Here is a 23,738-nt window from a genome sequence, read left to right as displayed (position 1 = left end):
AGGACAGCAACCAGCCTCGTTCATGGGACTGTTTGAAATATTCGGTCTTTCCCAACAACCACATACAGATGAGGGTTGCGCCGACCACAAGTTGAGTTACGAATGGCGCGGTCCAAGTGGCCCAGGACCAAGCTATGGCATCCATTGGCTCGGAGCGCGTAGTGGGTGAAATGGAAGCCTACCTTTCCATTGATCGACAGCTTGTTACGAAAGTAGACGGAGCCTTAGACGGTAGCTTGACCCTATCGCACGATCTGTTTCTATTGTGGGCGTCCAGGCATGCGTAACAGTAAATTAGTAGTACCCCGGCGCGGCCGGCACTGACTTCGAGGATACCGACGGCGGGGCTGAGACTGGTCCCAGGTCTGTTGACTGCAGCGGAGTTGGCACATCGAATTGGGGATTCCATCCGCCCCTGTTGAAAGGCTCGAAGGCGCGTCCGCCGGTACCGATCTCGTGGTGAAACGGAAGGTTCATGATCGGCCCGTTGGACCGGCCGGAGTCAGCCGGATCTATGAGAACTGTGCGAGTAGTTCCGTTTGGCAGGTCTTGATATACCTCCATCGAGGGGTAATCAGTACGAATTCCGTCTACCCGGACACCGCTGGACTCAGGGGTAAACACTATGTCGCCATTCACAGTGAAGGCATGGCTTGCAAACGGTTCCGGAGGGTGCTTCGCAACTTCGGGTGCGTATGGGTTGGCCGCGTCGTATCGAATGCGCACCGACCCGTCGTCGAGTTGCCACACCCGGCCCTTTGGGGCCTCCACCCTTACTGATCCAGGCCCCCCATTAGGCGCGAGTTCGACCGAAGGATTCTGCCTCATCACTACAATGCCGTTCTCGTAGTCAATGTAGGTCGTTACCTTGGTGATCTCCGGGTCAAACGCTGCGTCAGCCAGTCGGTTGTTTCCGAAATCGCGCCTACCGAGCGGCCAGCTCCACACATCGCGTTGTTCGATGTACTGCGCCATGCGAACGAGACCTTGTCCTGGCACCGGGCGGATTCGAGCGACTACAATCTGCGGATCGACACCTTGATATAACGGGTTGTAGCTATGGGGGTTCAGCACCTCCGCTGTTTCCCAATCAAGAGTGCTCTTGGGCGGTCGCCCGAACACCTGCTGGAACGCCTCGGCCGACGCGCGCATTCGCGCGGAGTCGTCTTGTCGTAAGCCGTTCGGAGAGCCGTCAGGAGTCAGCGATTGCTCGCCGACAGCTGCTCGGATTGCTGTGGCGATCTCCTCGTCGACCTTGGCGGCGCGTCCCATTGCAGAAGCGACGGCAAGCAAGACGGACTGATAGTCGGCAACCCTCGCCGCCGTTACAGGCGGTGACGGAAACAGCACGACGCCCGAGTCCGTGACGGCGATATTGCGGTCTCGCGCCAGTTGTAACGCGGCGGCCAGTTGGCGTTTGACGTCAAAGACATCGTTCTCGGCTCGGGCTATGGCATTCGCTACTGCTGTCGACTGATGCCCGGAAGCGTCGATGTCTCTACGAACTTTGCCTACAGCATGTCGAAACGCGTCCCCGCCCTGGCCTTCCCAGTCGGCGAGCCCATTGGTCACGGCTTGTAAATTGGTGCCGAAATTCTCAAAGGTGCCGGCTCGATCCTTCGAGATCCGAAAAACCTCACCGATTGCCGCCGGATCCCAACGTTGGATGTCAGAGATTGTCAGCGGCGCCATGATCGTCGCGAATACACAAGTTGCGAAGCGCCGCGGCGGACGCCTCCTCCTGGTCAATGTAGAGCTGAGCAGCAGTCGCCATTCTGCTTGCCAAGCGGTACGCCTGTGTTTGATGTAGCTCGTCGCGCCACTTCCAGTGCGCCGCCAATTCCTCCAGCGCCGTCAGCGAAGATCCGACCCATCCGGCGGCGGCGGTGGCCAGTCCTGCTGCGTGCGTTGCACACTCGGCCGCGGCGTCCATCGCAGCCGTACCTGCGCGGGAGGAACCGTGCTGAACGTCGTTCGGGTTAACGCATATTCGCACTGAGCCCACTCAATCGACCTTTCGTTAGGCGATTCTTGGACGCTAACACGAGTGGCACGCGCGAATTCGCACCAATTTTGGCGTCTCTCACCGGGCCCGCGTCGAGACTGCGCTCAGATCGCAATTCCCGACGTTTTCGCGATCTGGACGCAGGCTCGACGCCGCCGAAAATCAGTAGCGGTAGTGCTCCGCCTTGTACGGGCCCTCGACGTCGACGCCGATGTACTCAGCCTGCTCCTTGGTGAGCTTGGTCAGATGCCCGCCCAGTGCTTCGACGTGGATGCGGGCCACCTTCTCGTCGAGCTTCTTGGGCAGCCGGTACACCTCGTTGTCGTACTCGTCGTTCTTCGTCCACAGCTCGATCTGCGCGATCACCTGATTGGAGAAGCTGTTGCTCATCACGAACGACGGGTGCCCGGTCGCATTGCCCAGGTTCAGCAGCCGGCCCTCACTCAGCACGATGATCGACTTGCCGCTGTCGAACACCCACTCGTCGACCTGCGGCTTGATGTTGATCCGCTTGGCGCCTGAGCGCTCCAGCGCGGCCATGTCGATCTCGTTGTCGAAGTGGCCGATGTTGCCCAGGATTGCCTTGTCCTTCATCGCCCGCATGTGATCGAGCGTGATGATGTCCTTGTTGCCGGTCGCGGTGATCACGATGTCGGCGTCGGCGATCGCATCCTCGACGGTCTTGACGTCGAAGCCTTCCATCAACGCCTGCAATGCGTTGATTGGGTCGATCTCGGTGACCGTGACGCGCGCGCCCTGGCCCTTCAGCGACTCAGCACAGCCCTTGCCGACGTCGCCGTAGCCGCAGATCAGCACGTTTTTGCCGCCGATCAGCACGTCGGTGCCGCGGTTGATGCCGTCGATCAACGAGTGCCGGGTGCCGTACTTGTTGTCGAACTTGGATTTGGTGACGGAGTCGTTAACGTTGATCGCCGGGAACGTCAGCTCACCGGCGGCCGCGTACTGGTAGAGCCGGAGCACACCCGTCGTCGTCTCCTCGGTGACGCCCTTGACCGACTCGGCGATCTTCGTCCACTTCGTCTTGTCGGACTCGAAGCGCTCCCGCAGCCGCGCCACGAACACCTTCCACTCGGTTGGGTCGTCGTCCTCTGCCGGCGGAACCACGCCTTGCTTCTCGAACTCGGCGCCGCGCAGCACCATCATGGTGGCGTCACCGCCGTCGTCGAGGATCATGTTCACCGGCTCGCCCGGCCACGTCAGCATCTGCTCGGTGGCCCACCAGTACTCCTCGAGCGTCTCGCCCTTCCACGCAAACACCGGAACCCCTTGCGGCTCTTCGGCTGTCCCGTGGGGGCCGACGACGACGGCCGCGGCCGCGTGGTCCTGGGTGGAGAAGATGTTGCAGCTCGCCCAGCGCACTTCGGCGCCCAGGCTCACCAGGGTCTCGATCAGCACCGCGGTTTGCACCGTCATGTGCAGCGACCCGGAGATACGCGCACCCTTGAGCGGCTGCACTTCCGCATACTCGCGGCGCAGCGCCATCAGGCCCGGCATCTCATGCTCGGCCAGCCGGATTTCCTTGCGGCCGAAGTCGGCTAGCGACAGGTCGGCCACCTTGTATTCGACGCCGTTGCGGACATCGGCCATCAGGCTGTTTTCTAGAGTCGTCATCTCGTCCTTCTCAAGCTCAATCTGTGTCGATGACACCGTATCGCTCGGCGAACGGTGTCATGAGCCTGGCTAGGTCGTCGGCGACGTCGTGATCGGCCTCGGGAGGCATCGACACGTAACTCATGGCCAGCCGCACGATCGCGCGCGCCAGCACCCCGGCGTCTTCTTCAGACGCCTTGACCCAGCTGTTCATGAACGACGAGGTCAGCCGCTGCGAGCAGTGGTTGATGATAGGCGCGCTGTCGGTCGTGATCAGCTGAAGCAGGTCGGGTTTTGCTTCACCGTTGAGCAACGAGATCACCAGCGGGTCGGCGGCCGACTCGGCGAAAAACGATCCGAACCCTTGCCGGAACGCGGCGTAGATGTCGCCTTGGTTCTGCTGGATCTGCTCGTCGATGACGTCGACGAGGCGGTCGGCCAGCCGCAGCGCATAGCCCTGGGCCAAGCCTTGGCGCGATCCGAATTCGTTGTAGATGGTCTGCCGGCTGATCCCCGCGGCGCGCGCCACGTCGGCCAGCGTGATCGCCGACCAGTCGCGGCTGAGCAGCAGATCCCGCATGCCGTCGAGGATCGAGTCGCGCAGCAGCGCGCGCGAGGCCTCCGCATACGGAAGTCGCTGCTTCACACGCGCGAGAGTAACCGTCACGCGCGGGCGATCTCGACCATCTCGAAGTCGGCCTTGGCCGCCCCGCAGTCCGGGCAGCTCCAGTCGTCGGGGATGTCGTCCCAGCGGGTGCCGGCGGCTATGCCGTCCTCAGGCCAGCCCACCGCCTCGTCGTACTCGAAGCCGCACTGGATGCAGCGGTAGAGCTTGTAGTCCATTTCTCCTCTTTCGGGTTGCGATTTCGGGCGCTCAGCGCATGTTCGCGCACCGAAATCCCCATCGTGGGTGCACGTGCGCCCGGGTGATGTCGCCGTCGTAGTGCGCCAGCACCCGCGGGTCCATCACCCTGCGCCACAGCGGCGGGACCAGCGTCAGCATGATCATGCTGGCGTATCCGCTCGGCAGGTTCGGCGCTTCGTCGAAACTGCGCAGCGTCTGATAGCGCCGCGTCGGGTTGGCGTGATGGTCACTGTGTCGCTGCAGGTGGTACAGGAAGATGTTGGTGACGATGTGATCGGAGTTCCAGCTGTGCTGCGGCGTGCACCGCTCGTAGCGACCGTTGGCCGTCTTCTGCCGCAGCAGCCCGTAGTGCTCCAAATAGTTCACGGCTTCCAGCAGGCCCACGCCCAAGACCGCCTGGATCACGATGAACGGAATCAGGCCCCAGCCGAACACCGCCAGCAGCACACCCCACAACACCACCGACATCAGCCACGCGTTGAGCACCTCGTTGCGAATGCTCAACGGACTCTTGCCCATTCGCCGCATCCGCTGGGCCTCCAATTCCCACGACGAACGCAGGCCACCAAAGATGCTGCGCGGCAAGAACATCCACAGCGTTTCACCCATCCGCGCGCTGGCCGGGTCTTCAGGGGTGGCGACGCGCACGTGGTGGCCGCGGTTGTGCTCGACGAAGAAATGCCCGTAGCAGCTCTGCGCCAGCGTGATCTTGGACAGCCAGCGCTCCAGCGCGTCCTTCTTGTGTCCCAGCTCGTGTGCGGTGTTGATTCCCACGCCGCCGAGCACCCCCACCGATAGGGCGACACCGATCTTGCCGAGCCAGCCCAGCGATCCGTCGAAGCCCAGCCAGGACACGTGCTGGGCCGTGAAGAGGTACGCGCCCAGCACCACACTGGCGTACTGCAGCGGAATGAACGCATACGTGCAGTACCGGTAGTACTTGTCGTTCTCGAGTCGCTCCATCACCTCGTCCGGCGGGTTCTGACCGTCGGCGCCGAACTTCAGGTCGAGCAGCGGCAGAACCACGAACAGCAGCAGCGGGCCGATCCACAGCGGCAACTGAGCGGCGGTGTGCCAACCGGCCCGGTTCATCGCCCAGACCAGCGGAAGCACGGCGAACAACGCCGTGGGCGCCACCAGCCCCGTCAGCCACAGGTACCGCTTGGTGTCGTGCCATTGCTGTGTGTCCATGCGTTTACGATAACGCCCAATTTGTCCTCTGTCTAGACATTGACACACAATTTGTAAACGATGCAGCTCAGACCGCTGCCTCCACTGCGCGGCGACCTTGCAACGAGTGCCGACGGCCGTACGCGAAGTAGACGACGATCCCGGCCAGCATCCAGACCGCGAACCGGATCCAGGTCAGCAGCGTGAGGTTCAGCATCAGCCACAGGCACGCCGCGATCGCCGCGATGGGCAGCCACGGCACCCACGGCGTCCGGAAGTCGCGATGCAGGTCCGGCCGCGTGCGGCGCAGAATCATCACGCCCGCTGACACCAGCACGAATGCGAACAGCGTGCCGACGTTCACCATCTCCTCGAGCTTGCCGATCGGAAACACCGATGCCGCCAGCGCGATCAGCACTCCGACCAGCACGGTGATGCGCACCGGCGTGCCACGCGAGCCGGTCTTGGCCAGCTGCCGCGGCAGCAGACCGTCACGCGACATCGCGAACAGCACGCGGGTCTGCCCGAGGATCAGCACCATCACCACCGTCGTCAGCCCGGCCAGCGCGCCGATGGAGATCACCTCGGCTGCCCACGTCACGCCGTGTTCCTTGAACGCGGTCGCGAGGTTGGCGTGGCCACCGTCGGCGGTGTCTTTGAGCTGCGTGTACCGCACCATCCCGGACAGCACAATCGATACGGCGACGTAGAGCACGGTGACGATCGCGAGCGTGGCCAGGATGCCGCGGGGCACGTCGCGCTGAGGCTTCTTGGTTTCCTCGGCGGTGGTGGCGACGACGTCGAAGCCGATGAACGCGAAGAACACGATCGAAGCCCCCGCGAGCACCCCGTACCACCCATAGGTGCTGCCGCCTGCTCCCGTCAGCAGCGAGAACACCGACTGGTCGGCCTGCGACGGGCTTGGCTGAGGGGCCGGCACGAACGGCGAGAAGTTGGACGCTTTGACGTAGAAGGCGCCGACGACGACCACCAACAGCACCACCGAGACCTTGATCGCGGTGATCACGGCGCTGACGTTCGCCGACAGCTTGGTGCCCAAGGCCAGCAGCGTGGTCAGCACCGCGATGATCAGCAGGGCTCCCCAGTCCAGCGTGACCGGGCCGAGATCCGTTGTGCCGCCGCGGAATCCGAATACCGTGCCAAGGTACGTCGACCAGCTCTTGGCCACCACCGCGGCACCGACGGCAAACTCGAGGATCAGATCCCAGCCGATTACCCAGGCGACGAACTCGCCGAACGTCGCATACGAGAAGGTGTAGGCACTGCCCGCAACCGGCACCGTCGACGCGAATTCCGCATAGCAGAGCGCGGCCAGCCCGCACGCGACCGCGGCGATCAAAAACGACACCGAGATCGCCGGGCCGGTGAGATTGCCGGCAGTCGACGCGGTGATGGTGAAGATGCCGGCCCCGACCACCACCGAAACCCCGAAGACGGTCAGGTCCCACCAGCTCAGATCTTTGCGGAGCCGGGTGCCTTCTTCGTCGGTGTCTTCGATCGACTGCTCGACCGATTTGGTGCGCAGGTCCATAGTTCTCGTCTTCCTCCCGAGTGTTGCTCTACTGTGCCCTCATAGCGCCGAAACGAAAACACGCAGTGGTGATCGGAGCCAGCATCGCAGGGCTGTGCGCCGGGCGCGTGCTGTCCGATTTCTACGACCGCGTGACCCTGTTCGACCGCGACGACCTGCCCGAGCGTCCCGCGAACCGGGCGGCGGTGCCGCAGGGCCGGCACGTGCACATCCTCATGTCGCGCGGCGCGCAGGAATTCGGCGCGCTGTTTCCCGGACTGCTCGACGACATGGTGGCCGCGGGCGTGCCCATCCTCGAGGATCAGCCGGGGTCCATTCACTTCGGTGCGGCCGGGCATCTGCTGGGCATCCCCACCGAACTCGAGGACACGTTCACCACCTACGTGCCGAGCCGGCCGCACCTGGAATGGCAGATCCGGCGCCGCACCGCCTGGCTGCCGAACGTCACGATCCAGCAGCGGTCGGTGAGCAGGCCGCAGTTCGACGCGGCCGCACAGCGGGTGACCGGGGTCGTGCTGGACGACGGGCAGATCGTGGACGCCGACCTCGTCGTCGACGCCACGGGTCGCGGAACCCGGTTGCCGGTGTGGTTACAGGAGTGGGGTTTTGAGCGCCCTGTGGAGGACACGGTCGACGTCGGCATCGGATATGCGACGCAGCAGCTGCGCATCCCCGAGGGACTGATCGAGGAGAAGGTGGTGGTGGCCGGGGCGTCGCGGGCGCAGCCGGTGGGCATCGGGATGCTCTACTACGAGGACGGCACCTGGGGCATGACCACTTTCGGCGTCGGCAAAGTGCAACCGCCGCAGACCTTTTCGCAGATGTGCGACGTCGCCGACGTCGTGCTGCCCGACCATGCCGCGGCGATCCGGCAGGCCACGCCGATCGGTGACATCGCGTTCCACCAGTATCCGACCAGCCGCTGGCGCCGCTACGACAAGCTCACCCGATTCCCCGCCGGCATCGTCCCGTTCGGCGACGCCGTGGTCAGCTTCAACCCGACCTACGGCCAGGGCATGACGATGACGTCGCTTCAGGCGGGCCATCTGCAGCGGGCGCTGGCATCCGGCGACGACGACATCGCACCGGCGCTGAACCGCGCCACCGCGAAGACCACCTTTCCGGTGTGGACGATGAACGCGATCGGCGATTTCATGTTCCACAACGCCAGCGGCACGGTACCGCGGTGGTATCGGCCCGTCGGCAGCCTGTACGAACAGTTCCTCAGCGCCGCCGAGACGGAACCTGTTCTGGCCGAATGGTTTTTGCGCCGGTTCTCTCTCCTCGACAGCTTGTACATGGTTCCGAACGGGCGGATCATCGGTCGGGCGGTGCGCCACAACATGCGGGCCTGGCTGGCCGAGCGCAACCGCAACCGCCGCGCGCCGGGTCGCGTGGCATCAGTGCCCGCCTAGGAAAGTCCGCACGGCCTGTTCGAGCACCTGCACTGCCGTCGCCATTGCGTCCAGCGAAATACTCTCGTCGTACACCGCCCATCCGTCGTCGCCCGGCCCAAAGGTGACGGCAGGAATTCCGGCGTGGCGGAAGCGGATCGTGTCGTTGAACGCCGGCTTGGTGTACGTGCGGACGGCCTCACCGGTGACCTCGCGATAAGCGTCGCTGACCGCTGCCACCAATGGGCCGTCGTCGTCGAGCCGTTCGGTTCCGGCGACGAATGTGGGTCCGTCGACAAAATCCACGCTGACGTCGATGCCGTCGGGTCTGGAGAGCGAAAGGCGCCGGTGGAATTCCGCTAACAGCTGGCCCGCGACCACGTCGGGCCCGACGTTGACCGCCGCGACTCGTGCTGTCGCCACCAGCGGTGTGAACTGGGCCATGCCGGCTTCCCCGGCATGCAAGCCCACGACCGAGATCGGCCATCCCCGCACGGGATTGGCGTGCAGGTCTGCCAACGCCTCGGCCAGGTACTGCGCCGGGTTAGCGCCGGTGTCAGGTCGCCAGATGTGGCTCGACCGTCCACGCGCGGTGATGTCGAGCAGCGCGTGGCCGGTCTGCGCGACGGCCAGCGCGATCCCCCGCCGATCACCCTGCGTCCACGCCGTCGGCTCGACTGTGATCGACGCGTCGGGCCGCAAGCCGCATTCCTCGACCAGATACTTCGACCCCTCGACGCCGTTGCGCTCTTCGTCGGCCGTCAGCACCACAAGCAAGGTTCCTCGCGGTGGCGGATCGTCGGCGAGACGTTTGGCGGCGGTCAACAGCGCTGCCAGGTTCGCTCGGGTGTCGGAGGTACCACGGCCGTAGAGGCGGCCGTCCAGTTCGACTGCGGTGTAAGGGCTTTCACGGCAGACGTGCCAGCGGCTGGGTGGCCCGGACGGGTAGGTGTCGAGGTGGTCGTTGAGCATCAACGTCGGGCCGTCTCCGAATCTCATGGACGCGACGACGTTTGGCCGCTGCGGTGTGCGCCCGATCAGCTCCACCGAGAAGCCCCACCCGCGCAGCAGTTCGGCGAGTGGACGCGCGATGCGCTCTTCCTCCGGAGGTCGTGCGGGGCCGTCGAGGCTGTTCTCGCACCACGGCTGACCAGTCGCGACCAGACGGACCGCCAGATCGGCGAGTTCGCGGCGGTTCACCGAAGGCGCGACGGCGAAGCCGGTCATGGCCGCACTTCTGAGCGGATCATCGCCCGCAGTTGGTCGTGGCCGAGCCCTTGCGCGAGGCCTAGAGTGACGAGCAGCCGCGCGCGGTGCGGAGTGAGTCCGTCGGCCAGCTCGGCCCCATACGCCTGAAGGCCGGCGACACCGCCCGGGTAACCGTAGACCGGTGCCACGCGCGCGTCGACCGCTCGGCTGGTGATGACCACCAGCGTGCCGTTGTCGATCAGTTCCCTGACCGCAGCGGCTTGGCGCGGCGGCAGGTTTCCGGCGCCGTTCGCCGCGACCACGATCGCCCGCTGCCCGCGGCCCGCGGCCCGCAGCACAGTGCCGTCGTCACCGAGCGCGGCCAGCACCACCGGGACTCCGACAATCGGGCCGGCGGGGTCACCGTGCGCCTTCAGACGCGCGCAGTGGCGATGCCAACGAGCCTGCCCCGCAACCACATACCCGATCGGACCGCGACCCGGTGCATCGAAAGCATCGCGCGCCAGACCGGAAACCTTCACCACCTCGCGGCCGTCGAAAACCTTCCCGCCGAACACGACGACCGGATCGACGTCGGCGCCCGACGCCGCCACCGCCAAGGCGTCCGCCAGATTCGCGCGTCCGTCACTGTCCGGCCGCGTCCCCACGATCATGGCGCCGGTGACCACCAATGGCACCGGCCAGTTGTCGCGATATGCCAGCCATGTCGCAACCTCTTCGATGGAGTCCGTTCCGGTGGTCACGACGATGCCGTCGGCTCCCTCGGACACCACCTCGCGGGCTCGGAACACGAGCCGTTCCAAAAGCGCAAAGTCGACTTCGGAACCGCCGACCAGTGCCAGCCCCTCGGCGCTGCGGAAACCGCCGACCTGGCCCGACACGTCCGCGGCATCGATGCTCGGCACCGCCCCGGTTGCGGCCTCACGCATCGAGATCGTGCCGCCGAGGGCCAGAAGGTGGACCACGGTCAGGACTTACCCGCCTCGAGGAACGACGGCACGATCACCGACTGGTAGTCCGGGATCGGCTGCTCCGCGGGCACGCGGCCAATGCTTTGCGCCCAGCGTGCACGATCGGCCAGGTCTGCGGCCAGTTCCGGTCCGAGCTCAGTGCGGAAGACGAACTCCGAAGACACCGAGTCGATCAGATTCCGTTCTAGCCCAACGGCTTTCGCGACCGCGGACAACGCGGCTGGATTCTTCTGGGTCAACGGAGCGTCGGCCTGCCGTATTGCCGAGATGAACTTGGCGATCACGGCCTTCTTCGATGTGACGACGTCGTCGTTGGCGAGGTAGAGACTGTGCTGGTTGTACTTCTGCCTGCCTTGCAACTGGAGTTGGTCATCGCCGAGAGCCTGGACAGCTTTGGCCAGCGCGGGCTGGAACACCGCGATCGCGTCGACGTTGTGGTTGACGATCGCGGTGACGATCTCTGCCGGACCGGTCTGGATGAGGTCGGCGGTCACGTTGGCTTCGGCCAGGAACTTGGTCGCGAAGTAGTGGGCGCTGCTGCCCAGCGGTACCGCGATCTTGTGGCCCGCCAGCGCAGCGATGGAGTCGATGCCCGACGACCGCCGGACCACGAACCGGCCTTCCGGCCAGCGCGCCCCGTCGGCGATCACCCGTAGCCGCGGATTCTTCAGCACTGCGGCAGACGTCGGGACGTCACCGCCATTGGCGACGTCGACTGCGCCGCCCGCGAGCGCCTCCAATGCCGCAGCACCGGTGGGAAACGGCACCACCTTGACCGTTACGCCGTTCTGCGCGAAGTAGCCGAGCTCGTCGGCGACGGGCACCTGTGCCCAGCACGGATCGACCACCCAGCCCAGCGTCAGAGTCGAGGCGGACTCTTGACTGTCGGCGCAGGCGGCAGCGAAGCCCAGACCCAGCAGCGAGGCGAAAAGAACCGCGGCGAAACGTCGTGCCCGTGTCATATGTGCTCCCTCGTAGCAGCCGACGCGGACTCGGCCAGCAGCAGATCGTGCAACTGGCGGCGCAGCGCCGCGTACTCTTCGAATTCACCCAGCCGGCTTGCGGTTCGAGGCCTCGGCAGCGGGTTTGCCAGGTGCGCGGCCACCGTGCCCTCGCGGTCCATCACCACGATCGAGGACGCGATCCGGATGGCTTCGTCGACGTCGTGCGTCACGAAAACGACTGTGCTTCCGCGGTTCTCCCACAGTTCGGTCACCAGGTCTTGCATCTGCTGGCGGGTCAGCGCGTCGAGCGCCCCGAAAGGTTCGTCCATCAGCAACACCCGCGGATTGTTGGCCAGTGCGCGGGCGATTCCCACCCGCTGACGCATGCCGCCGGACAGTTCGTGCGGCAGCTTCTTGGCCACCGACGGCGCCAGGCCGACCGACTCGAGCAATTCGGCGATCCGCTCGGGCCGCTGTCGTCGAGGCAGCCGTGCGGCGCGCAACGCGAAACCGATGTTGCTGCCCACCGACGCCCACGGGAACAACACGTCGCGCTGGAACACGACGCCACGTTCACGGCCGGGACCGGTGATCGGCGCTCCGTCGAAGGCGACGAAACCGGCTGCCGGGCGGACGAATCCGGCGATGGAATTGAGCAACGTCGACTTGCCGCAGCCCGACGGTCCGAGCACGGCCACGAACGTACCCGCGGCGATCGTGAGGTCCAGACCGTCGATCACGGGCCTCGCCGTGTCGGCGTAGCGCACGGTGAGACCTTGGATGTCGATGCTCACGACTGTTCTTTCGCCCACCGCAGACCGTGCCGGGTGGCTTGGTGGAACAGCTGATCGGCGATCGCACCGACGATCCCCAGCGCGGCAAGACAGACGAAAAGCCGGTCGGGCTGGCTGAACAGGCGGGCTTGGTCGAGCCTGAAGCCGAGCCCCGCCGTCACCCCGGACTGCTCCGACGCCACGATCAAGATCAGTGACGTCGCGATGCCCTGACGCAAACCGGTCACGACGAACGGCAGCGCGCCGGGCAGTACGACGTTGGTGAACGTCAGCCACCGCGACGCGCCGAGCGAGGCCGCCACCCGAAGATGGTCTTCGCGGGTTGCCGAGATCCCGGCATGGGTGTTGACCCAGACGGGAAAGAACACACCGAGGCTGGTCAGGAACAGCTTGGATTCCTCGCCGATGCCGAACCACAGAATCGCCAACGGCACCAACGCAATTGCGGGTATCGGACGCACCACCTGAATCAGCGGCTCGAGCAGCCCACGCGCGATCCTGCTGCGTCCGGTGAGGGTGCCGACGACGATGGCCACGGCCGAGCCGACAACGAAGCCCTGCAGTGCGCGGCGGAAGCTGGCAGCCGCATCGGCCGGCAACGTCCCGTCGGCGTACATCTGCCGCGCCGCGTCCAGTACCGCGGCCGGTGAAGGCAGCAGGCGCGGCGAAAACAATTCAAGGCGCACTGAGGCATCCCACGCGACCGTCGCCATCACAAGGCTGAGCAGTGGCAGCCCGACCATGACGATCCGGTGAAGCAGCGCAGTGCGGGATCGTCGTGCCCTCAGCGGCTTCACCGACACTCCGGCGGGCAAGGTCGCCGACCTGCGCACCGCAGTGAGCCCGGGTGTGCGTGTCGGCGCCGATACCACTTCGTCTCCCTGCATGGCCTGGTCGGGCAGGAAACGTAACACGGTGCCGAAGGTTGCAACGCGGCGTCGCGTGCCGGCCGCGAGCGAATCAGGCGCGCTTTACGCCACCTTGCTCAGAGCTTGAGCTGCAACGACATTCGGTCGTCAGGCTATTACGCCACCTGCCGACGGGTATCGCGTGTTTCGATCAGCCTGATCGAATGCGCGACCGGGTACCGCTGGATTGCCGCAACGGCTCGTCGACTATTTCCCGCAGGGCGGCGACATGGCCGTCGAACGCGTCACGGCCCGCGTCCGTCAGACGCGCAATGAGGGTGCGCCGACTGCCGCGCGGATGCCGCTGTGTGGTGACGTACCCGGCGGACTCGAGAGTCGAGAGCTGTTTGGACAACGCCGAGTCCGACAGAGCGAAGCGCTCCTTGAGGTAGGAGAATTCGACCCAGTCGGCAGCCGCGAGAGCAGCCACCAGCGACAGCCGCGTGCTCTGATGGATCAGTTCGTCGAAGCGGGCTTTCATGTGCGCAGCCGAGTGCGAATCCCCGTGAAGATTGTCGAGCCACCGAAGCCGATCATGACGGCCACGATCAGCGCCGCCCAGATGCCGGCATGGCGGCCGCCATCGGCGTGGATCGCAAACCCCAACCCCACTGTCAGCGCTACGAAGCCGAAGAGCATGCCGATCACAATCAGCGGAATGCGCCGGCCCGCAACGACTTCGTTGACTTGTAGCCGCGGATTCGGCCGTCGGCCTTCCAGCAGCCGCGACGCGATCAACGAGTGTCCCATCCCGAAAGCCAGGGTGGCCGCGCTGGTGAACCATATCGTCGCGAAGGCACCTATGACGCCCAATGCCAGCCAGCCGGCAGCCATTGCCCACCAATAGCCGCCGGGCAGTCCGACAGCGCTGGCGATTTGATCGTGCGCGTGCTCGACCCTGCGCAGCGCCTCGCGCGCCTGATCGGGTGTCAGGTCAGCCACGTCCACCTACTTTCCTAGTGGGAAAGTACGCTTCTCTTTCCCATCAGGAAAGTCAAGTGTCGGACAGCGTCCGATGTCGCCGTCCGCGTCCGGCGGCTACCTGGCCAGCGCTCGGTCGAGGTCTGGCTCGAGATAGATCACCCGTGCGGCCGGTACCGCCTCGCGCACCCGTGCCTCCGCGTCGTCGATCGCCCGGGCCACCGTCACCATGTCGCTGCCCGGGGACAACGCGATCTTGGCGGCGACCAACATCTCCTCGGGCCCGAGATACTGAGTGCGCAGGTGGATCACCCGGTCGACGTTCGGGGTGGCCTCAAGCGCCCCGCGGATCGCGCGTTCCTGCTCGCCGGTGGCGCCCTCGCCGATCAGCAGGCTGTGCATCTCGACGATGAGGATCATCGCGATCACACCGAGCAGCACACCGATGGCTATGGTGCCGACGCCGTCCCAGACGGCGTCGCCGGTGAGGACCGTCAGCCCCACGCCTATGAATGCGAACAGCAGTCCGGTCAGCGCGCCGAGATCCTCGAGCAGCACGACGGGCAGTTCGGGATTGCGCGACGTGCGGATGAACCGCCACCAGCTGCCGGAGCCCTTCAGCGGCCGCGACTCGACCACCGCGGTTCGTAAACTGAACGACTCTAAGGCAATTGCCACCGCGAGGATCACGATCGCCACGACCGGTGACGTCAACGGCTCGGGATGGCTGATCTTGTGGTAGCCCTCGTAGAGCGCGAACAGCGAACCGAGACTGAACAATACGAGCGCCACGACGAACGAGTAGAAGTAGCGGCTGCGGCCGTACCCGAACGGGTGCAGGCGGTCGGCTTCCTTGCGGGCGCGGCGCTGCCCCAGCAGAAGCAGCGCCTGGTTTGAGGTGTCGGCCACCGAATGCACCGCCTCGGCCAGCATCGACGAGCTGCCGGTGATGAGATAGCCGACGAACTTCGCTACCGCGATACCGGCGTTGGCCGCCAACGCCGCCAAGATCGCCTTCGTACTGCCCTCGCTCGACACGCCGCGATTCTCCTTAAACACCTGGGGTAACCCGGAACAACTCCGCCGGCCGTTCGGCGACCAAGCGAATGGGGCCGTCGTCGGCCGGCACCCAGGCCGCCTGCCCCCGCTGCAAGGTCATCGACGACGACTTCGCGTGCAATTGCACCGCGCCACCGGTACACAAGAGAACCTGGGGTCCGTCATGTCGAACGGCGGTGTCGATCTCGTGTCCCAGGTTCTCGCCGTCTATGCGCAAACACGACACCGCGAATTCGTCGGCCGGTGCCAGGTACACGAGCTCTGGTCCCTCCCAACGTATTTCGGGACGCATCGATTCTGCTGCGACGGGATGGAAGTCGAGGATCCGCAGCAGCTCCGGGACGTCGACGTGCTTGGGGGTCAACCCGCCGCGCAACACGTTGTCTGAATTGGCCATCACTTCCAGCGCCACGCCGCGCAGATAGGTGTGCAGGTTGCCCGCCGGCAGGAAGAGAGCCTCCCCCGGCTCGAGGTGCATGCGGTTCAGCAGCAGCGCCGCTAGTACGCCGGCGTCACCGGGATACCGCTCGCCGAGCTCCAGCACCGTTTTCGCCTCATCGGCGAATTGCTTTGCGCCCGAACGGATGTAGTCGATAGCGCCGTCGAGCACTGCAGGCACCAATACGTCGAGGTCCGGTTGCGGCGCGGTGATCCAGGTGGTGAACAGTGCCCGCAGCCCGTCGGCGTCGGGCTGGCCGTTGAGCAGCGCAATGAACGGATCGAGGAGCGGTACCGCCAGCGCCTTCATCAGCTCGACGGTGTGCGCCACGTCGCGAAACCCCGCCAGCGCCTCGAACGGTTCCACCGCGATCACCAGCTCGGGTTTGTGGCTGCGGTCACGGTAGTTGCGCGTCGGCGAGGTCACCGGGATGCCCAGCCGCTCCTCGCGGTCGAACCCCTCGGCGGCCTGCCGCGCGCTCGGGTGCGCCTGCAATGACAGCGGCTCGTCAGCGGCCAGCACCTTCACCAGAAACGGCAGGCGTTCGCCGAATCGCTCGACCACCGATACGCCGAGCTGGCCTTCAGGATCGGCCGCGAGGGTCTCGAGCAGGGACCGGTCTCCGGCGTCGGTCTGCAGCCACGCCGGATCGCCGGGGTGCGCACCGAACCACAGCTCGGCCTCGGGATGTTTTGTGGGAGTTGGTCTTCCGGTGAATTCGGCGATCGCCGTGCGGGACCCCCACGCGTAGGTGCGCACCGCGCCGCGTAACAGATGCACGTCGCTAACCCCGAATCAATCGCAGATACACCGCGGCCATTTCCAACCGCACCGCCAGCACTGCCAATTGCGCGTCGGCGGTGCCGATCCCCGCCGCGGCGGGATCCGTCACGTCTGCGGCACCCACCAGGTCGACGTCGTCGAGCCCTGCCGTGCGGGCCGCCACCACGGCGCGTTCATCGGTGAGCGTCAACGCGAGAACCCGCAGGCGCTCCGGCAGCGGACCGTCGATCTCTTCGTCGTGGAAGATCGCGTCCACCGAATCCACGTGCCCCCGTTGGAAACCCGACCGCAGCGCCACCACCACGTCACCCAGTCCGGCCGCGGCGGCCACGGTGCCCGAAATCCGCAGCAGCACCGCGCTGCCGTGCTGCGCCAAGGCCAACGCGGCGGCGGAGTCGGCGGCCAGCACCACGCGGCGCGACACCATACGATCCGCCAGTGCCTTGGCCGGGTTGGTGACCACTTCGCGGCCGGCACTGCTGCGCAGCACTTCAGCGTCGACGTCGTCGGCCAGCGCGGCGATGTCGGCGTGCACTGCGGGGTCGACCGTCGACACAGCGGCCAAGCCGGCGGCGAAATAGCGGGTCAACCCGAACGCGTCGTTCAGCGGCAGCCGCGGCTCGAGCACCGCGGCCCGTCCGGCAGCGGCGTCTCGCAGCGGTCCTTCGAACGGCGCGACCACCAGCACCCGCGCGCCGCGCCGCACTCCCATCGACGCGGCGGCCACTAACGCAGGGTCGCCGGGATCGTCGCCGGCCACCACGACCACGTCGAGCGGGCCGATCCACGGCGGCGCGCCGGCGGCCACCATGATCGGCGCCCCGGCAGACTGGCCGACGAGCGCGGACACCATGCGACCGGCAGTGCCGGCGGTGCCGCGCCCGGCCACCCAGACCACCGTGCGCGGTTGCGGACCGGCCAGCGACTCCAGCGCCCCCTCGTCGACCGCGGCAGCCGTCGCACGCACATGTGCCCCGGCCGTCGACGCCGCCCGCAGCAGGCCTTCGGTATCGGCGGCGACGAGCCCGTCGACGTCGTCGAGGTCGATCACCGACCGCGTGGCATTCATGACGAAACCTTTGACGCAGAACGGATTTCGGCTGCGACTCGGTCCACCACGGCATCCACCGCCTCCGGGGTCCGCGCTTCGACGTTCAACCGCAGCAACGGCTCGGTGTTGGACATCCGGATGTTGAACCAGGTGCCCTCACCCAAGTCGACGGTCACGCCGTCCAAGTGGTCGATCGAGACGATATGTGTGCCGAACGATTTCAGTACGGCGTCGATGCAATCCTGGGCGTCGGCGACCGTGAAGTTGATTTCGCCGGACTGCTCGTAGCGCTGATAGTCGGCCATCAGATCCGACAGCGGCCGATCGTGCTCGCCGAGTGCCGCGAGCACGTGCAGCGCGGCCAGCATGCCGGAGTCGGCGCCCCAGAAGTCGCGGAAGTAGTAGTGCGCAGAATGCTCGCCACCGAAGATCGCGCCTGTCTCGGCCATGAGCGCCTTGATGTAGGAGTGCCCGACGCGTGAGCGCACCGGCGTCCCCCCGCGCTCGGTCACCAGCTCCGGCACGGCACGCGACGTGATCAGGTTGTGGATCACGGTGGCACCGATCTCCCGGTCGAGTTCGCGAGCCGCTACCAGCGCCGTGACAGCCGACGGCGACACCGGCTCGCCGCGTTCGTCGACCACGAAGCAGCGGTCGGCATCCCCGTCGAAAGCCAGCCCGATGTCGGCACCGGTCGCCCGGACATGCTCTTGCAAGTCGGCCAGGTTGGCCGGGTCCAGCGGGTTGGCCTCGTGGTTGGGGAACGTGCCGTCGAGTTCGAAATACAAGGGCTCGACGGTGATCGAGGGGATCGGGCCGAGCACCGCGGGTGTGGTGTGGCCGGCCATCCCGTTACCCGCGTCAACCGCCACCCGCAGCGCCCGCCCTCCGCTGAGGTGGACCAAGGACCGCAGGAATTCGCCGTAGTCGGCGAGCACGTCGCGGTCGGTGACCTTGCCGGCCGGCCCGTCATAGTCGGGCACGCCGGCGATCATGTGCTCGCTGATCGCGGCGAGCCCGGTGTCGCGGCCCACCGGTTTTGCGCCGGCCCGGCAGAGCTTGATGCCGTTGTAGGCGGCAGGGTTGTGGCTGGCCGTGAACATCGCGCCGGGGCAGTCCAGCATGCCGGACGCGAAGTACAGCTGGTCGGTGGACGCCAGACCGATGCGGACCACGTCGAGGCCTTGGCCGGTCACACCGTCGGCGAATGCCGCGGCGAGCGCCGGTGAACTCGACCTCATGTCATACCCGAGCACCATCTGCCGCGCACCTTCGTCGCGCAGCAACCGCGCGAATGCGGCGCCGACTTCGGCGACGAACGGCTCGTCGATCTCATCGCCGACCAGCCCACGAACGTCGTAGGCCTTGATCACGCTGTGCACCAACGCAGCGGGCCGGGACATGACGAAGGTTGACTCCTGGTCGAGAACGCTACTGTTGGCGCCAGCCTAACTGTTTGCCCCCGGCCTCAGGTTCAACTCACTGCGGGTCCGGCAACACCCTGAGGTGGCCGCGGCGTCTACCGGCCTTGGACGACGCAGAAGGTGGCGGGGCCAGCACGGCGCCGTGGGTGCCGACGGGCGCGCCGTTGACCGGATCGATCTGCTGGTATCGGCCGCCGGCGGGCGAGTCGTCGAGCGCTGCACTGCCCCGGCTTCCCATCACGAAGTTGCCCCGGCCGCCGTCACGGTTCTCCCGGACCGCGTCGGCGAGCGCGACCAAGTCGTCTTCGTCGGGACTGGTGGGCAGCGGCCCGGCGTGGCGAACCAGCTCCCATCCGCGCGGGGCGGTGATGCGACTGGCGTGTCCCACACACAGGTCCCACGAATGCGGTTCCGGCGCGGTGGCCAGCGGGCCGACGACCGCCGTGGAATCCGAGTAGACAAACGTCAGCGTCGCGACCGCATATTGAGGACACCCGGGCCGGCAGCAGCGACGGGGAACGTTCACGTCGGGAAGGCTATCGTGCGGGATCGTCGGCCGCCGCCGGACACGCGCACGGTCCGAAGCGAAGATCCCCAACCGTTACGATCGCCCGCGTGGCCGGTAGACGCCGTTCCCGGCGACGGGAGATGAGGGGTCCGTTGTTGCCGCCGACGGTGCCCGGATGGCGCAGCCGCGCCGAGCGATTCGACATGGCGGTGCTCGAGGCCTATGAGCCGATCGAGCAGCGGTGGCGCGACCGGGTGTCCGGGCTCGACGTCGCGGTCGACGAGATCCCGCGCATCTCCCCCAAGGATCCGGACAGTGTGCAGTGGCCGCCGGAGGTGGTGGCCGACGGGCCGATCGCCCTGGCCCGATTGATCCCCGCCGGTGTGGACGTTCGGGGTAATTCGACGCGCGCACGCATCGTCTTGTTTCGCAAGCCGATCGAGCGGCGCGCCAAAGACAGCGACGAACTTGCGGACTTGTTGCATGAGTTGCTGGTGGCTCAGGTGGCGACGTATCTGGGTGTCGAACCCTCCGTCATCGACCCGACGATCGACGACGACTGAGCGCCTGGGTGCCTGAGCAGTTGGGGGCTAGATGATGCCGCGCTTGAGGCGGCGGCGCTCCCGCTCGGAGAGACCGCCCCAGATGCCGAAGCGCTCGTCATGGGCCAGTGCGTATTCGAGGCACTCGCCGCGAACCTCGCAGCCCATGCAGATGCGCTTGGCCTCACGGGTAGAGCCGCCCTTTTCGGGGAAGAACGCCTCCGGGTCGGTTTGGGCGCACAGTGCCCGCTCCTGCCATTGGTCGTCCGGGGCGTCCGGTGGCAGACCGAAAAAGTCAGGCACCAAAGCCAAGTTAGCTCGCTGGGCGCTGGGTGCCTCGTCGTCGGAGTGGGTTTGCGGCGCGCTGCCTGCCGCGCTCAATCCGCGGTCGACCAGCCGGATCGGTCGCGGGAAATCGCTTTGCTCGTAAGGCATTTCGCCTCCTAACCTAAGAATCGCAGTTGGTTGTGGATGTCGCCCACTATTCAGCAGAATTCGAACAAGTGATCGAATCTCGGTCTGCTGCACCGGAACCGGCTGGCGAACCGGGAATGACACTGATGTGATTACACACTTGTGAGCAGGCCCGGTCAAGCGTTAGAACCAAAATTCATACCATCTCGTTATCGAGATTCGGCGCGTCGTTTCTGCGGCGTGTCGCACCGCGGCGAACGCGCGCGCGGGCGAAGGCTTAGTGTCCTGGGTTGTGAAGGTCACCGTTCTCGTGGGCGGCGTCGGCGGGGCGCGCTTCCTTTTGGGCGTTCAGCACCTGCTCGGCCTCGGCCAGTTCGCCACCGGCGAAAGCACGCATGAGCTGACCGCCGTCGTCAACATCGGCGACGACGCGTGGATGCACGGCGTGCGCGTCTGCCCCGATCTGGACACGTGCATGTACACCCTCGGCGGCGGCATCGACCCCGAGCGCGGCTGGGGCCACCGCGACGAAACCTGGCACGCGAAGGAGGAATTGGCCCGCTACGGCGTGCAGCCCGACTGGTTCGGGCTCGGCGACCGCGACCTGGCGACCCATCTGGTGCGCAGCCAGATGCTGCGGGCAGGCTATCCACTGTCGCAAGTGACCGAAGCACTGTGCCACCGCTGGTCGCCCGGCGCGACACTGCTGCCCGCCAGTGATGACCGCTGCGAAACCCACGTCGTCATCACCGATCCCGCCGACGGCGCACAGCGCGCGATCCACTTCCAGGAGTGGTGGGTTCGCTACCGCGCGCAGGTGCCTACGCACAGCTTCGCGTTCGTCGGCGCCGAGAAGGCCACCGCCGGACCCGGCGTCGTCGACGCGATCGAATCCGCGGACGTGGTGTTTCTGGCACCGTCGAACCCCGTCGTCAGCATCGGCGCAATCCTGGCGATCCCCGGCATCCGCGGCGCATTGCGCTCCACCTCCGCGCCGGTGATCGGTTACTCCCCGATAGTCAGCGGAAAACCCTTGCGCGGCATGGCCGATGAATGCCTGCGGGTGATCGGTGTGCCCAGCACGTCGGAGGCCGTCGGCGCCTACTACGGCGCCCGCAGCGGAGTCGGGATCCTCGACGGCTGGTTGATCCACGAAGGCGACACCGCGACCATCGACGGGGTGACCGTTCGTGCGGTGCCGCTGCTGATGACGAACCCGGCCGCCACCGCAGACATGGTGCGCAGCGGTCTGGAGTTGGCCGGGCTGACGTCGGAGCCGCGGTCGTGACCGATCACGGGTCGGCGCGCCGCGTCGAGCTGCTGCCGGTAGCCGGGCTTCCCGAGTTCCGGCCCGGCGACGACCTGGCCGCGGCGATCGCCACGGCAGCGCCGTGGCTGCGCGACGGCGACGTGGTGGTGGTCACCAGTAAGGTCGTGAGCAAGTGCGAGGGCCGCATCGTGCCGGCGCCGGCCGACCCACAGGCCCGAGATGACCTGCGCCGCAAGCTGATCGACGCCGAAGCAGTCAGGGTTCTGGCGCGCAAGGGCAAGACGCTGATCACTGAGAACGCGCTGGGGCTGGTGCAGGCCGCCGCGGGCGTCGACGGCTCGAATGTCGGGGCCACCGAGCTCGCGCTGCTTCCGGTCGACCCTGACGCCAGCGCGGCGACATTGCGGGCGCGGCTGCGGGAACGGCTCGGCGTCACTGTCGGTGTGCTGATCACCGACACGATGGGTCGCGCGTGGCGCAACGGGCAGATCGACGTCGCGATCGGTGCGTCCGGTGTCGAGGTGCTGCATGCCTATGCCGGCGCTCACGACGCGTACGGCAACGAGCTGGTGGTGACCGAAGTCGCGGTCGCTGACGAATTGGCTTGCGCCGCAGACCTTGTCAAGGGCAAGCTGACCGGTGTCCCGGTGGCTGTGGTGCGCGGCCTGGCAATTACCGACGACGGCTCCACCGCCGCGCGGCTGGTGCGGGCCGGCGACGAAGATCTGTTCTGGCTCGGCACCGAGGAGGCACTTGCCGAAGGTCGCCGGCAGGCGCTGCTGCTGCGCCGGTCTGTGCGGCGGTTCACGCCCGAGCAGGTGCCGCCTCAGCACATCGAAGCCGCCGTCGCGGATGCACTCACTGCGCCGGCGCCGCATCACACGCGCCCGGTGCGGTTCGTCTGGTTGCGTGATCGTGACCGCCGGGTCGCACTGCTGGACCGCATGAAGGCCCGCTGGCGCGACGACCTCACGCGCGACGGCAAACCGGCACACGCCGTCGACGCGCGAGTGGCCCGCGGTCAAATCCTCTACGAGGCACCAGAATTGGTGATTCCGTTCCTGGTGCCCGACGGCGCGCACGACTATCCCGACAGCACCCGCACCGCAGCCGAGCACACGATGTTCACCGTGGCGGTCGGTGCCGCCGTTCAAGGGCTGCTGGTCGCGTTGGCCGTGCGCGGCATAGGCAGCTGCTGGGTGGGGTCGACAATCTTCGCGCCAGAGGAAGTACGCGACGAACTCGACCTGCCCGTCTCCTGGGAACCGTTGGGGGCTATAGCAATTGGCTATCCTGCCGAACCGCTGGCCCCGCGTGAGCCCGCCTCGGTGGCTGGGCTGCTGGTGCACAAGTGAGCCTGCGCGATTCGGTGATCACGACGCTGTCCGACTGGCGCGCACCGGATCCCGCGCAAGACGCGATGCGTGGAGCGGTGCTCGCGTTCGTGCTCGCGCGGGCCGACGCATGCCGGCGCGAATGCGAGCCGGGCCACATCACCGCCTCCACGCTTCTGCTGGACCACACCGGCACGCGCGCTCTGCTGACGCTTCATCCGCGGTTGGGCCGGTGGGTTCAACTCGGTGGGCACTGCGAGGACGTCGACGCCGACATCGTCGCCGCAGCCCGACGTGAGGCCGTCGAAGAGTCCGGCATTGCGGCGCTCTCGCTGGCTCCTGAGCTGACCGCCATTCACGTCCACCCGGTGACGTGTTCGCTGGGTGTGCCGACTCGACACCTCGACCTGCAGTTCGTCGGGCACGCGCCGCCGGATGCGCAATTCGCGGTCACCGACGAATCACTGGATCTGCGGTGGTGGGGCCTCGACGCCATGCCGAATGACATGGATTACGGCCTCGCTCAACTGGTTTCGTACGCGATTTCGGGGCGCTAACGTGCGCTCAGCG

The 23,738-nt window shown here is 66.4% G+C and carries 25 protein-coding genes; 5 read left to right on the top strand and 20 right to left on the bottom strand.

Annotated features, from left to right (window positions below; all coding sequences use genetic code 11):
* Window positions 1–294: 294 nt before the first annotated feature.
* The 7 genes from AC5Y39_RS09260 to AC5Y39_RS09230 form a co-directional block, all read right to left on the bottom strand.
* Window positions 295–1,692: an Rv0964c family protein gene (locus AC5Y39_RS09260; protein ID WP_500018172.1), complete on the bottom strand. Its 1,398-nt coding sequence runs from the start codon at window positions 1,690–1,692 to the stop codon at window positions 295–297.
* The gene (locus AC5Y39_RS09255; protein ID WP_500018170.1) at window positions 1,670–1,933 is read right to left on the bottom strand and encodes an RNA 2'-phosphotransferase; all 264 of its coding nucleotides are present in this window, start codon (window positions 1,931–1,933) and stop codon (window positions 1,670–1,672) included. The genes AC5Y39_RS09260 and AC5Y39_RS09255 overlap by 23 nt, the downstream gene beginning before the upstream one ends.
* Before the next feature lie 234 nt (window positions 1,934–2,167).
* On the bottom strand, window positions 2,168–3,637 hold the full coding sequence (ahcY, locus tag AC5Y39_RS09250) for an adenosylhomocysteinase (protein ID WP_500018168.1): 1,470 nt from the start codon (window positions 3,635–3,637) through the stop codon (window positions 2,168–2,170).
* A 16-nt stretch (window positions 3,638–3,653) separates the two neighbouring features.
* Window positions 3,654–4,283, bottom strand: coding sequence for a TetR family transcriptional regulator AlkX (gene alkX, locus AC5Y39_RS09245; protein ID WP_500018166.1), 630 nt, complete (start codon window positions 4,281–4,283; stop codon window positions 3,654–3,656).
* The gene (locus tag AC5Y39_RS09240; protein WP_499907729.1) at window positions 4,280–4,459 is read right to left on the bottom strand and encodes a rubredoxin; all 180 of its coding nucleotides are present in this window, start codon (window positions 4,457–4,459) and stop codon (window positions 4,280–4,282) included. The genes alkX and AC5Y39_RS09240 overlap by 4 nt, the downstream gene beginning before the upstream one ends.
* A gap of 31 nt (window positions 4,460–4,490) precedes the next feature.
* Complete coding sequence (locus AC5Y39_RS09235) at window positions 4,491–5,672, bottom strand: alkane 1-monooxygenase (RefSeq protein ID WP_500018164.1); 1,182 nt, start codon at window positions 5,670–5,672, stop codon at window positions 4,491–4,493.
* 67 nt (window positions 5,673–5,739) lie between these two features.
* Window positions 5,740–7,203, bottom strand: coding sequence for an APC family permease (locus tag AC5Y39_RS09230; RefSeq protein WP_500018161.1), 1,464 nt, complete (start codon window positions 7,201–7,203; stop codon window positions 5,740–5,742).
* 65 nt (window positions 7,204–7,268) lie between these two features.
* Between AC5Y39_RS09230 and AC5Y39_RS09225 the strand changes: the two genes are divergently transcribed.
* The gene (locus tag AC5Y39_RS09225) at window positions 7,269–8,618 is read left to right on the top strand and encodes an FAD-dependent oxidoreductase (protein ID WP_500018160.1); all 1,350 of its coding nucleotides are present in this window, start codon (window positions 7,269–7,271) and stop codon (window positions 8,616–8,618) included.
* Here AC5Y39_RS09225 and AC5Y39_RS09220 read toward each other — a convergent pair.
* From AC5Y39_RS09220 to AC5Y39_RS09165, 12 genes are all read right to left on the bottom strand, one after another.
* Window positions 8,604–9,824 carry a M20 family metallopeptidase gene (locus AC5Y39_RS09220; protein WP_500018158.1) on the bottom strand — a complete coding sequence of 407 codons (1,221 nt, stop codon included), beginning with the start codon at window positions 9,822–9,824 and terminating at the stop codon, window positions 8,604–8,606. The two genes, AC5Y39_RS09225 and AC5Y39_RS09220, sit on opposite strands and share 15 nt — an antisense overlap.
* Window positions 9,821–10,771 (bottom strand): asparaginase, encoded by a 951-nt coding sequence (locus AC5Y39_RS09215; protein WP_500018156.1) that lies wholly within the window; start codon window positions 10,769–10,771, stop codon window positions 9,821–9,823. Before AC5Y39_RS09215 ends, AC5Y39_RS09220 begins: the two co-directional genes overlap by 4 nt.
* A 2-nt stretch (window positions 10,772–10,773) precedes the next feature.
* Window positions 10,774–11,739 carry an ABC transporter substrate-binding protein gene (locus AC5Y39_RS09210; protein ID WP_500018154.1) on the bottom strand — a complete coding sequence of 322 codons (966 nt, stop codon included), beginning with the start codon at window positions 11,737–11,739 and terminating at the stop codon, window positions 10,774–10,776.
* Entirely contained in the window at window positions 11,736–12,515 is a 780-nt protein-coding gene (locus AC5Y39_RS09205) for an ABC transporter ATP-binding protein (RefSeq protein WP_499907716.1), read from the bottom strand. The genes AC5Y39_RS09210 and AC5Y39_RS09205 overlap by 4 nt, the downstream gene beginning before the upstream one ends.
* Window positions 12,512–13,429 (bottom strand): ABC transporter permease, encoded by a 918-nt coding sequence (locus tag AC5Y39_RS09200; RefSeq protein WP_500018152.1) that lies wholly within the window; start codon window positions 13,427–13,429, stop codon window positions 12,512–12,514. The genes AC5Y39_RS09205 and AC5Y39_RS09200 overlap by 4 nt, the downstream gene beginning before the upstream one ends.
* Before the next feature lie 145 nt (window positions 13,430–13,574).
* Window positions 13,575–13,904 carry a transcriptional regulator gene (locus tag AC5Y39_RS09195; RefSeq protein ID WP_499907712.1) on the bottom strand — a complete coding sequence of 110 codons (330 nt, stop codon included), beginning with the start codon at window positions 13,902–13,904 and terminating at the stop codon, window positions 13,575–13,577.
* A complete protein-coding gene (locus tag AC5Y39_RS09190) occupies window positions 13,901–14,371 on the bottom strand; it encodes a hypothetical protein (RefSeq protein WP_500048210.1) in 471 nt (156 codons plus the stop codon). The genes AC5Y39_RS09195 and AC5Y39_RS09190 overlap by 4 nt, the downstream gene beginning before the upstream one ends.
* Before the next feature lie 90 nt (window positions 14,372–14,461).
* Complete coding sequence (locus AC5Y39_RS09185) at window positions 14,462–15,382, bottom strand: cation diffusion facilitator family transporter (RefSeq protein ID WP_500018148.1); 921 nt, start codon at window positions 15,380–15,382, stop codon at window positions 14,462–14,464.
* Between the two features lie 13 nt (window positions 15,383–15,395).
* Window positions 15,396–16,622: a mannose-6-phosphate isomerase, class I gene (gene manA / locus AC5Y39_RS09180; protein ID WP_500018146.1), complete on the bottom strand. Its 1,227-nt coding sequence runs from the start codon at window positions 16,620–16,622 to the stop codon at window positions 15,396–15,398.
* A 4-nt stretch (window positions 16,623–16,626) separates the two neighbouring features.
* The gene (locus tag AC5Y39_RS09175) at window positions 16,627–17,694 is read right to left on the bottom strand and encodes a TobH protein (protein WP_500018144.1); all 1,068 of its coding nucleotides are present in this window, start codon (window positions 17,692–17,694) and stop codon (window positions 16,627–16,629) included.
* Window positions 17,691–19,079: a phosphomannomutase/phosphoglucomutase gene (locus AC5Y39_RS09170; protein WP_500018142.1), complete on the bottom strand. Its 1,389-nt coding sequence runs from the start codon at window positions 19,077–19,079 to the stop codon at window positions 17,691–17,693. Before AC5Y39_RS09170 ends, AC5Y39_RS09175 begins: the two co-directional genes overlap by 4 nt.
* A 76-nt stretch (window positions 19,080–19,155) precedes the next feature.
* Window positions 19,156–19,626, bottom strand: coding sequence for a DUF3499 domain-containing protein (locus AC5Y39_RS09165; RefSeq protein WP_500018140.1), 471 nt, complete (start codon window positions 19,624–19,626; stop codon window positions 19,156–19,158).
* Window positions 19,627–19,748: 122 nt separating this feature from the next.
* Between AC5Y39_RS09165 and AC5Y39_RS09160 the strand changes: the two genes are divergently transcribed.
* Entirely contained in the window at window positions 19,749–20,171 is a 423-nt protein-coding gene (locus tag AC5Y39_RS09160) for a metallopeptidase family protein (RefSeq protein WP_499908061.1), read from the top strand.
* 27 nt (window positions 20,172–20,198) lie between these two features.
* Here AC5Y39_RS09160 and AC5Y39_RS09155 read toward each other — a convergent pair whose 3' ends face one another.
* Window positions 20,199–20,462, bottom strand: coding sequence for a WhiB family transcriptional regulator (locus tag AC5Y39_RS09155; RefSeq protein ID WP_499908060.1), 264 nt, complete (start codon window positions 20,460–20,462; stop codon window positions 20,199–20,201).
* 394 nt (window positions 20,463–20,856) lie between these two features.
* On the opposite strand from AC5Y39_RS09155, the gene cofD reads away from it, so the two are divergent.
* Genes cofD through AC5Y39_RS09140 form a run of 3 tightly spaced genes read left to right on the top strand, consistent with a single transcriptional unit; the run spans window position 20,857 to window position 23,725 of the window.
* Complete coding sequence (cofD, locus tag AC5Y39_RS09150) at window positions 20,857–21,852, top strand: 2-phospho-L-lactate transferase (RefSeq protein WP_500018138.1); 996 nt, start codon at window positions 20,857–20,859, stop codon at window positions 21,850–21,852.
* Window positions 21,849–23,189, top strand: coding sequence for a coenzyme F420-0:L-glutamate ligase (locus AC5Y39_RS09145; RefSeq protein WP_500018136.1), 1,341 nt, complete (start codon window positions 21,849–21,851; stop codon window positions 23,187–23,189). Before cofD ends, AC5Y39_RS09145 begins: the two co-directional genes overlap by 4 nt.
* On the top strand, window positions 23,186–23,725 hold the full coding sequence (locus AC5Y39_RS09140) for an NUDIX hydrolase (protein ID WP_500018134.1): 540 nt from the start codon (window positions 23,186–23,188) through the stop codon (window positions 23,723–23,725). Before AC5Y39_RS09145 ends, AC5Y39_RS09140 begins: the two co-directional genes overlap by 4 nt.
* The last annotated feature ends 13 nt before the right edge of the window (window positions 23,726–23,738 follow it).

This window comes from Mycobacterium sp. NGS39 (assembly GCF_059812765.1).
This window is presented reverse-complemented; position numbering and strand designations above follow the sequence as displayed.

Bases quoted from the DNA above. Each gene is read 5' to 3' on its own strand.
- AC5Y39_RS09235 (WP_500018164.1), bottom strand. From the start codon at position 5,672: ATGGACACACAGCAATGGCACGACACCAAGCGGTACCTGTGGCTGACG.
- AC5Y39_RS09175 (WP_500018144.1), bottom strand. From the start codon at position 17,694: ATGAATGCCACGCGGTCGGTGATCGACCTCGACGACGTCGACGGGCTC.
- AC5Y39_RS09260 (WP_500018172.1), bottom strand. From the start codon at position 1,692: ATGGCGCCGCTGACAATCTCTGACATCCAACGTTGGGATCCGGCGGCA.
- AC5Y39_RS09210 (WP_500018154.1), bottom strand. From the start codon at position 11,739: ATGACACGGGCACGACGTTTCGCCGCGGTTCTTTTCGCCTCGCTGCTG.
- AC5Y39_RS09195 (WP_499907712.1), bottom strand. From the start codon at position 13,904: ATGAAAGCCCGCTTCGACGAACTGATCCATCAGAGCACGCGGCTGTCG.
- AC5Y39_RS09240 (WP_499907729.1), bottom strand. From the start codon at position 4,459: ATGGACTACAAGCTCTACCGCTGCATCCAGTGCGGCTTCGAGTACGAC.
- AC5Y39_RS09230 (WP_500018161.1), bottom strand. From the start codon at position 7,203: ATGGACCTGCGCACCAAATCGGTCGAGCAGTCGATCGAAGACACCGAC.
- AC5Y39_RS09160 (WP_499908061.1), top strand. From the start codon at position 19,749: ATGAGGGGTCCGTTGTTGCCGCCGACGGTGCCCGGATGGCGCAGCCGC.
- AC5Y39_RS09255 (WP_500018170.1), bottom strand. From the start codon at position 1,933: ATGGACGCCGCGGCCGAGTGTGCAACGCACGCAGCAGGACTGGCCACC.
- ahcY (WP_500018168.1), bottom strand. From the start codon at position 3,637: ATGACGACTCTAGAAAACAGCCTGATGGCCGATGTCCGCAACGGCGTC.
- AC5Y39_RS09170 (WP_500018142.1), bottom strand. From the start codon at position 19,079: ATGTCCCGGCCCGCTGCGTTGGTGCACAGCGTGATCAAGGCCTACGAC.
- AC5Y39_RS09220 (WP_500018158.1), bottom strand. From the start codon at position 9,824: ATGACCGGCTTCGCCGTCGCGCCTTCGGTGAACCGCCGCGAACTCGCC.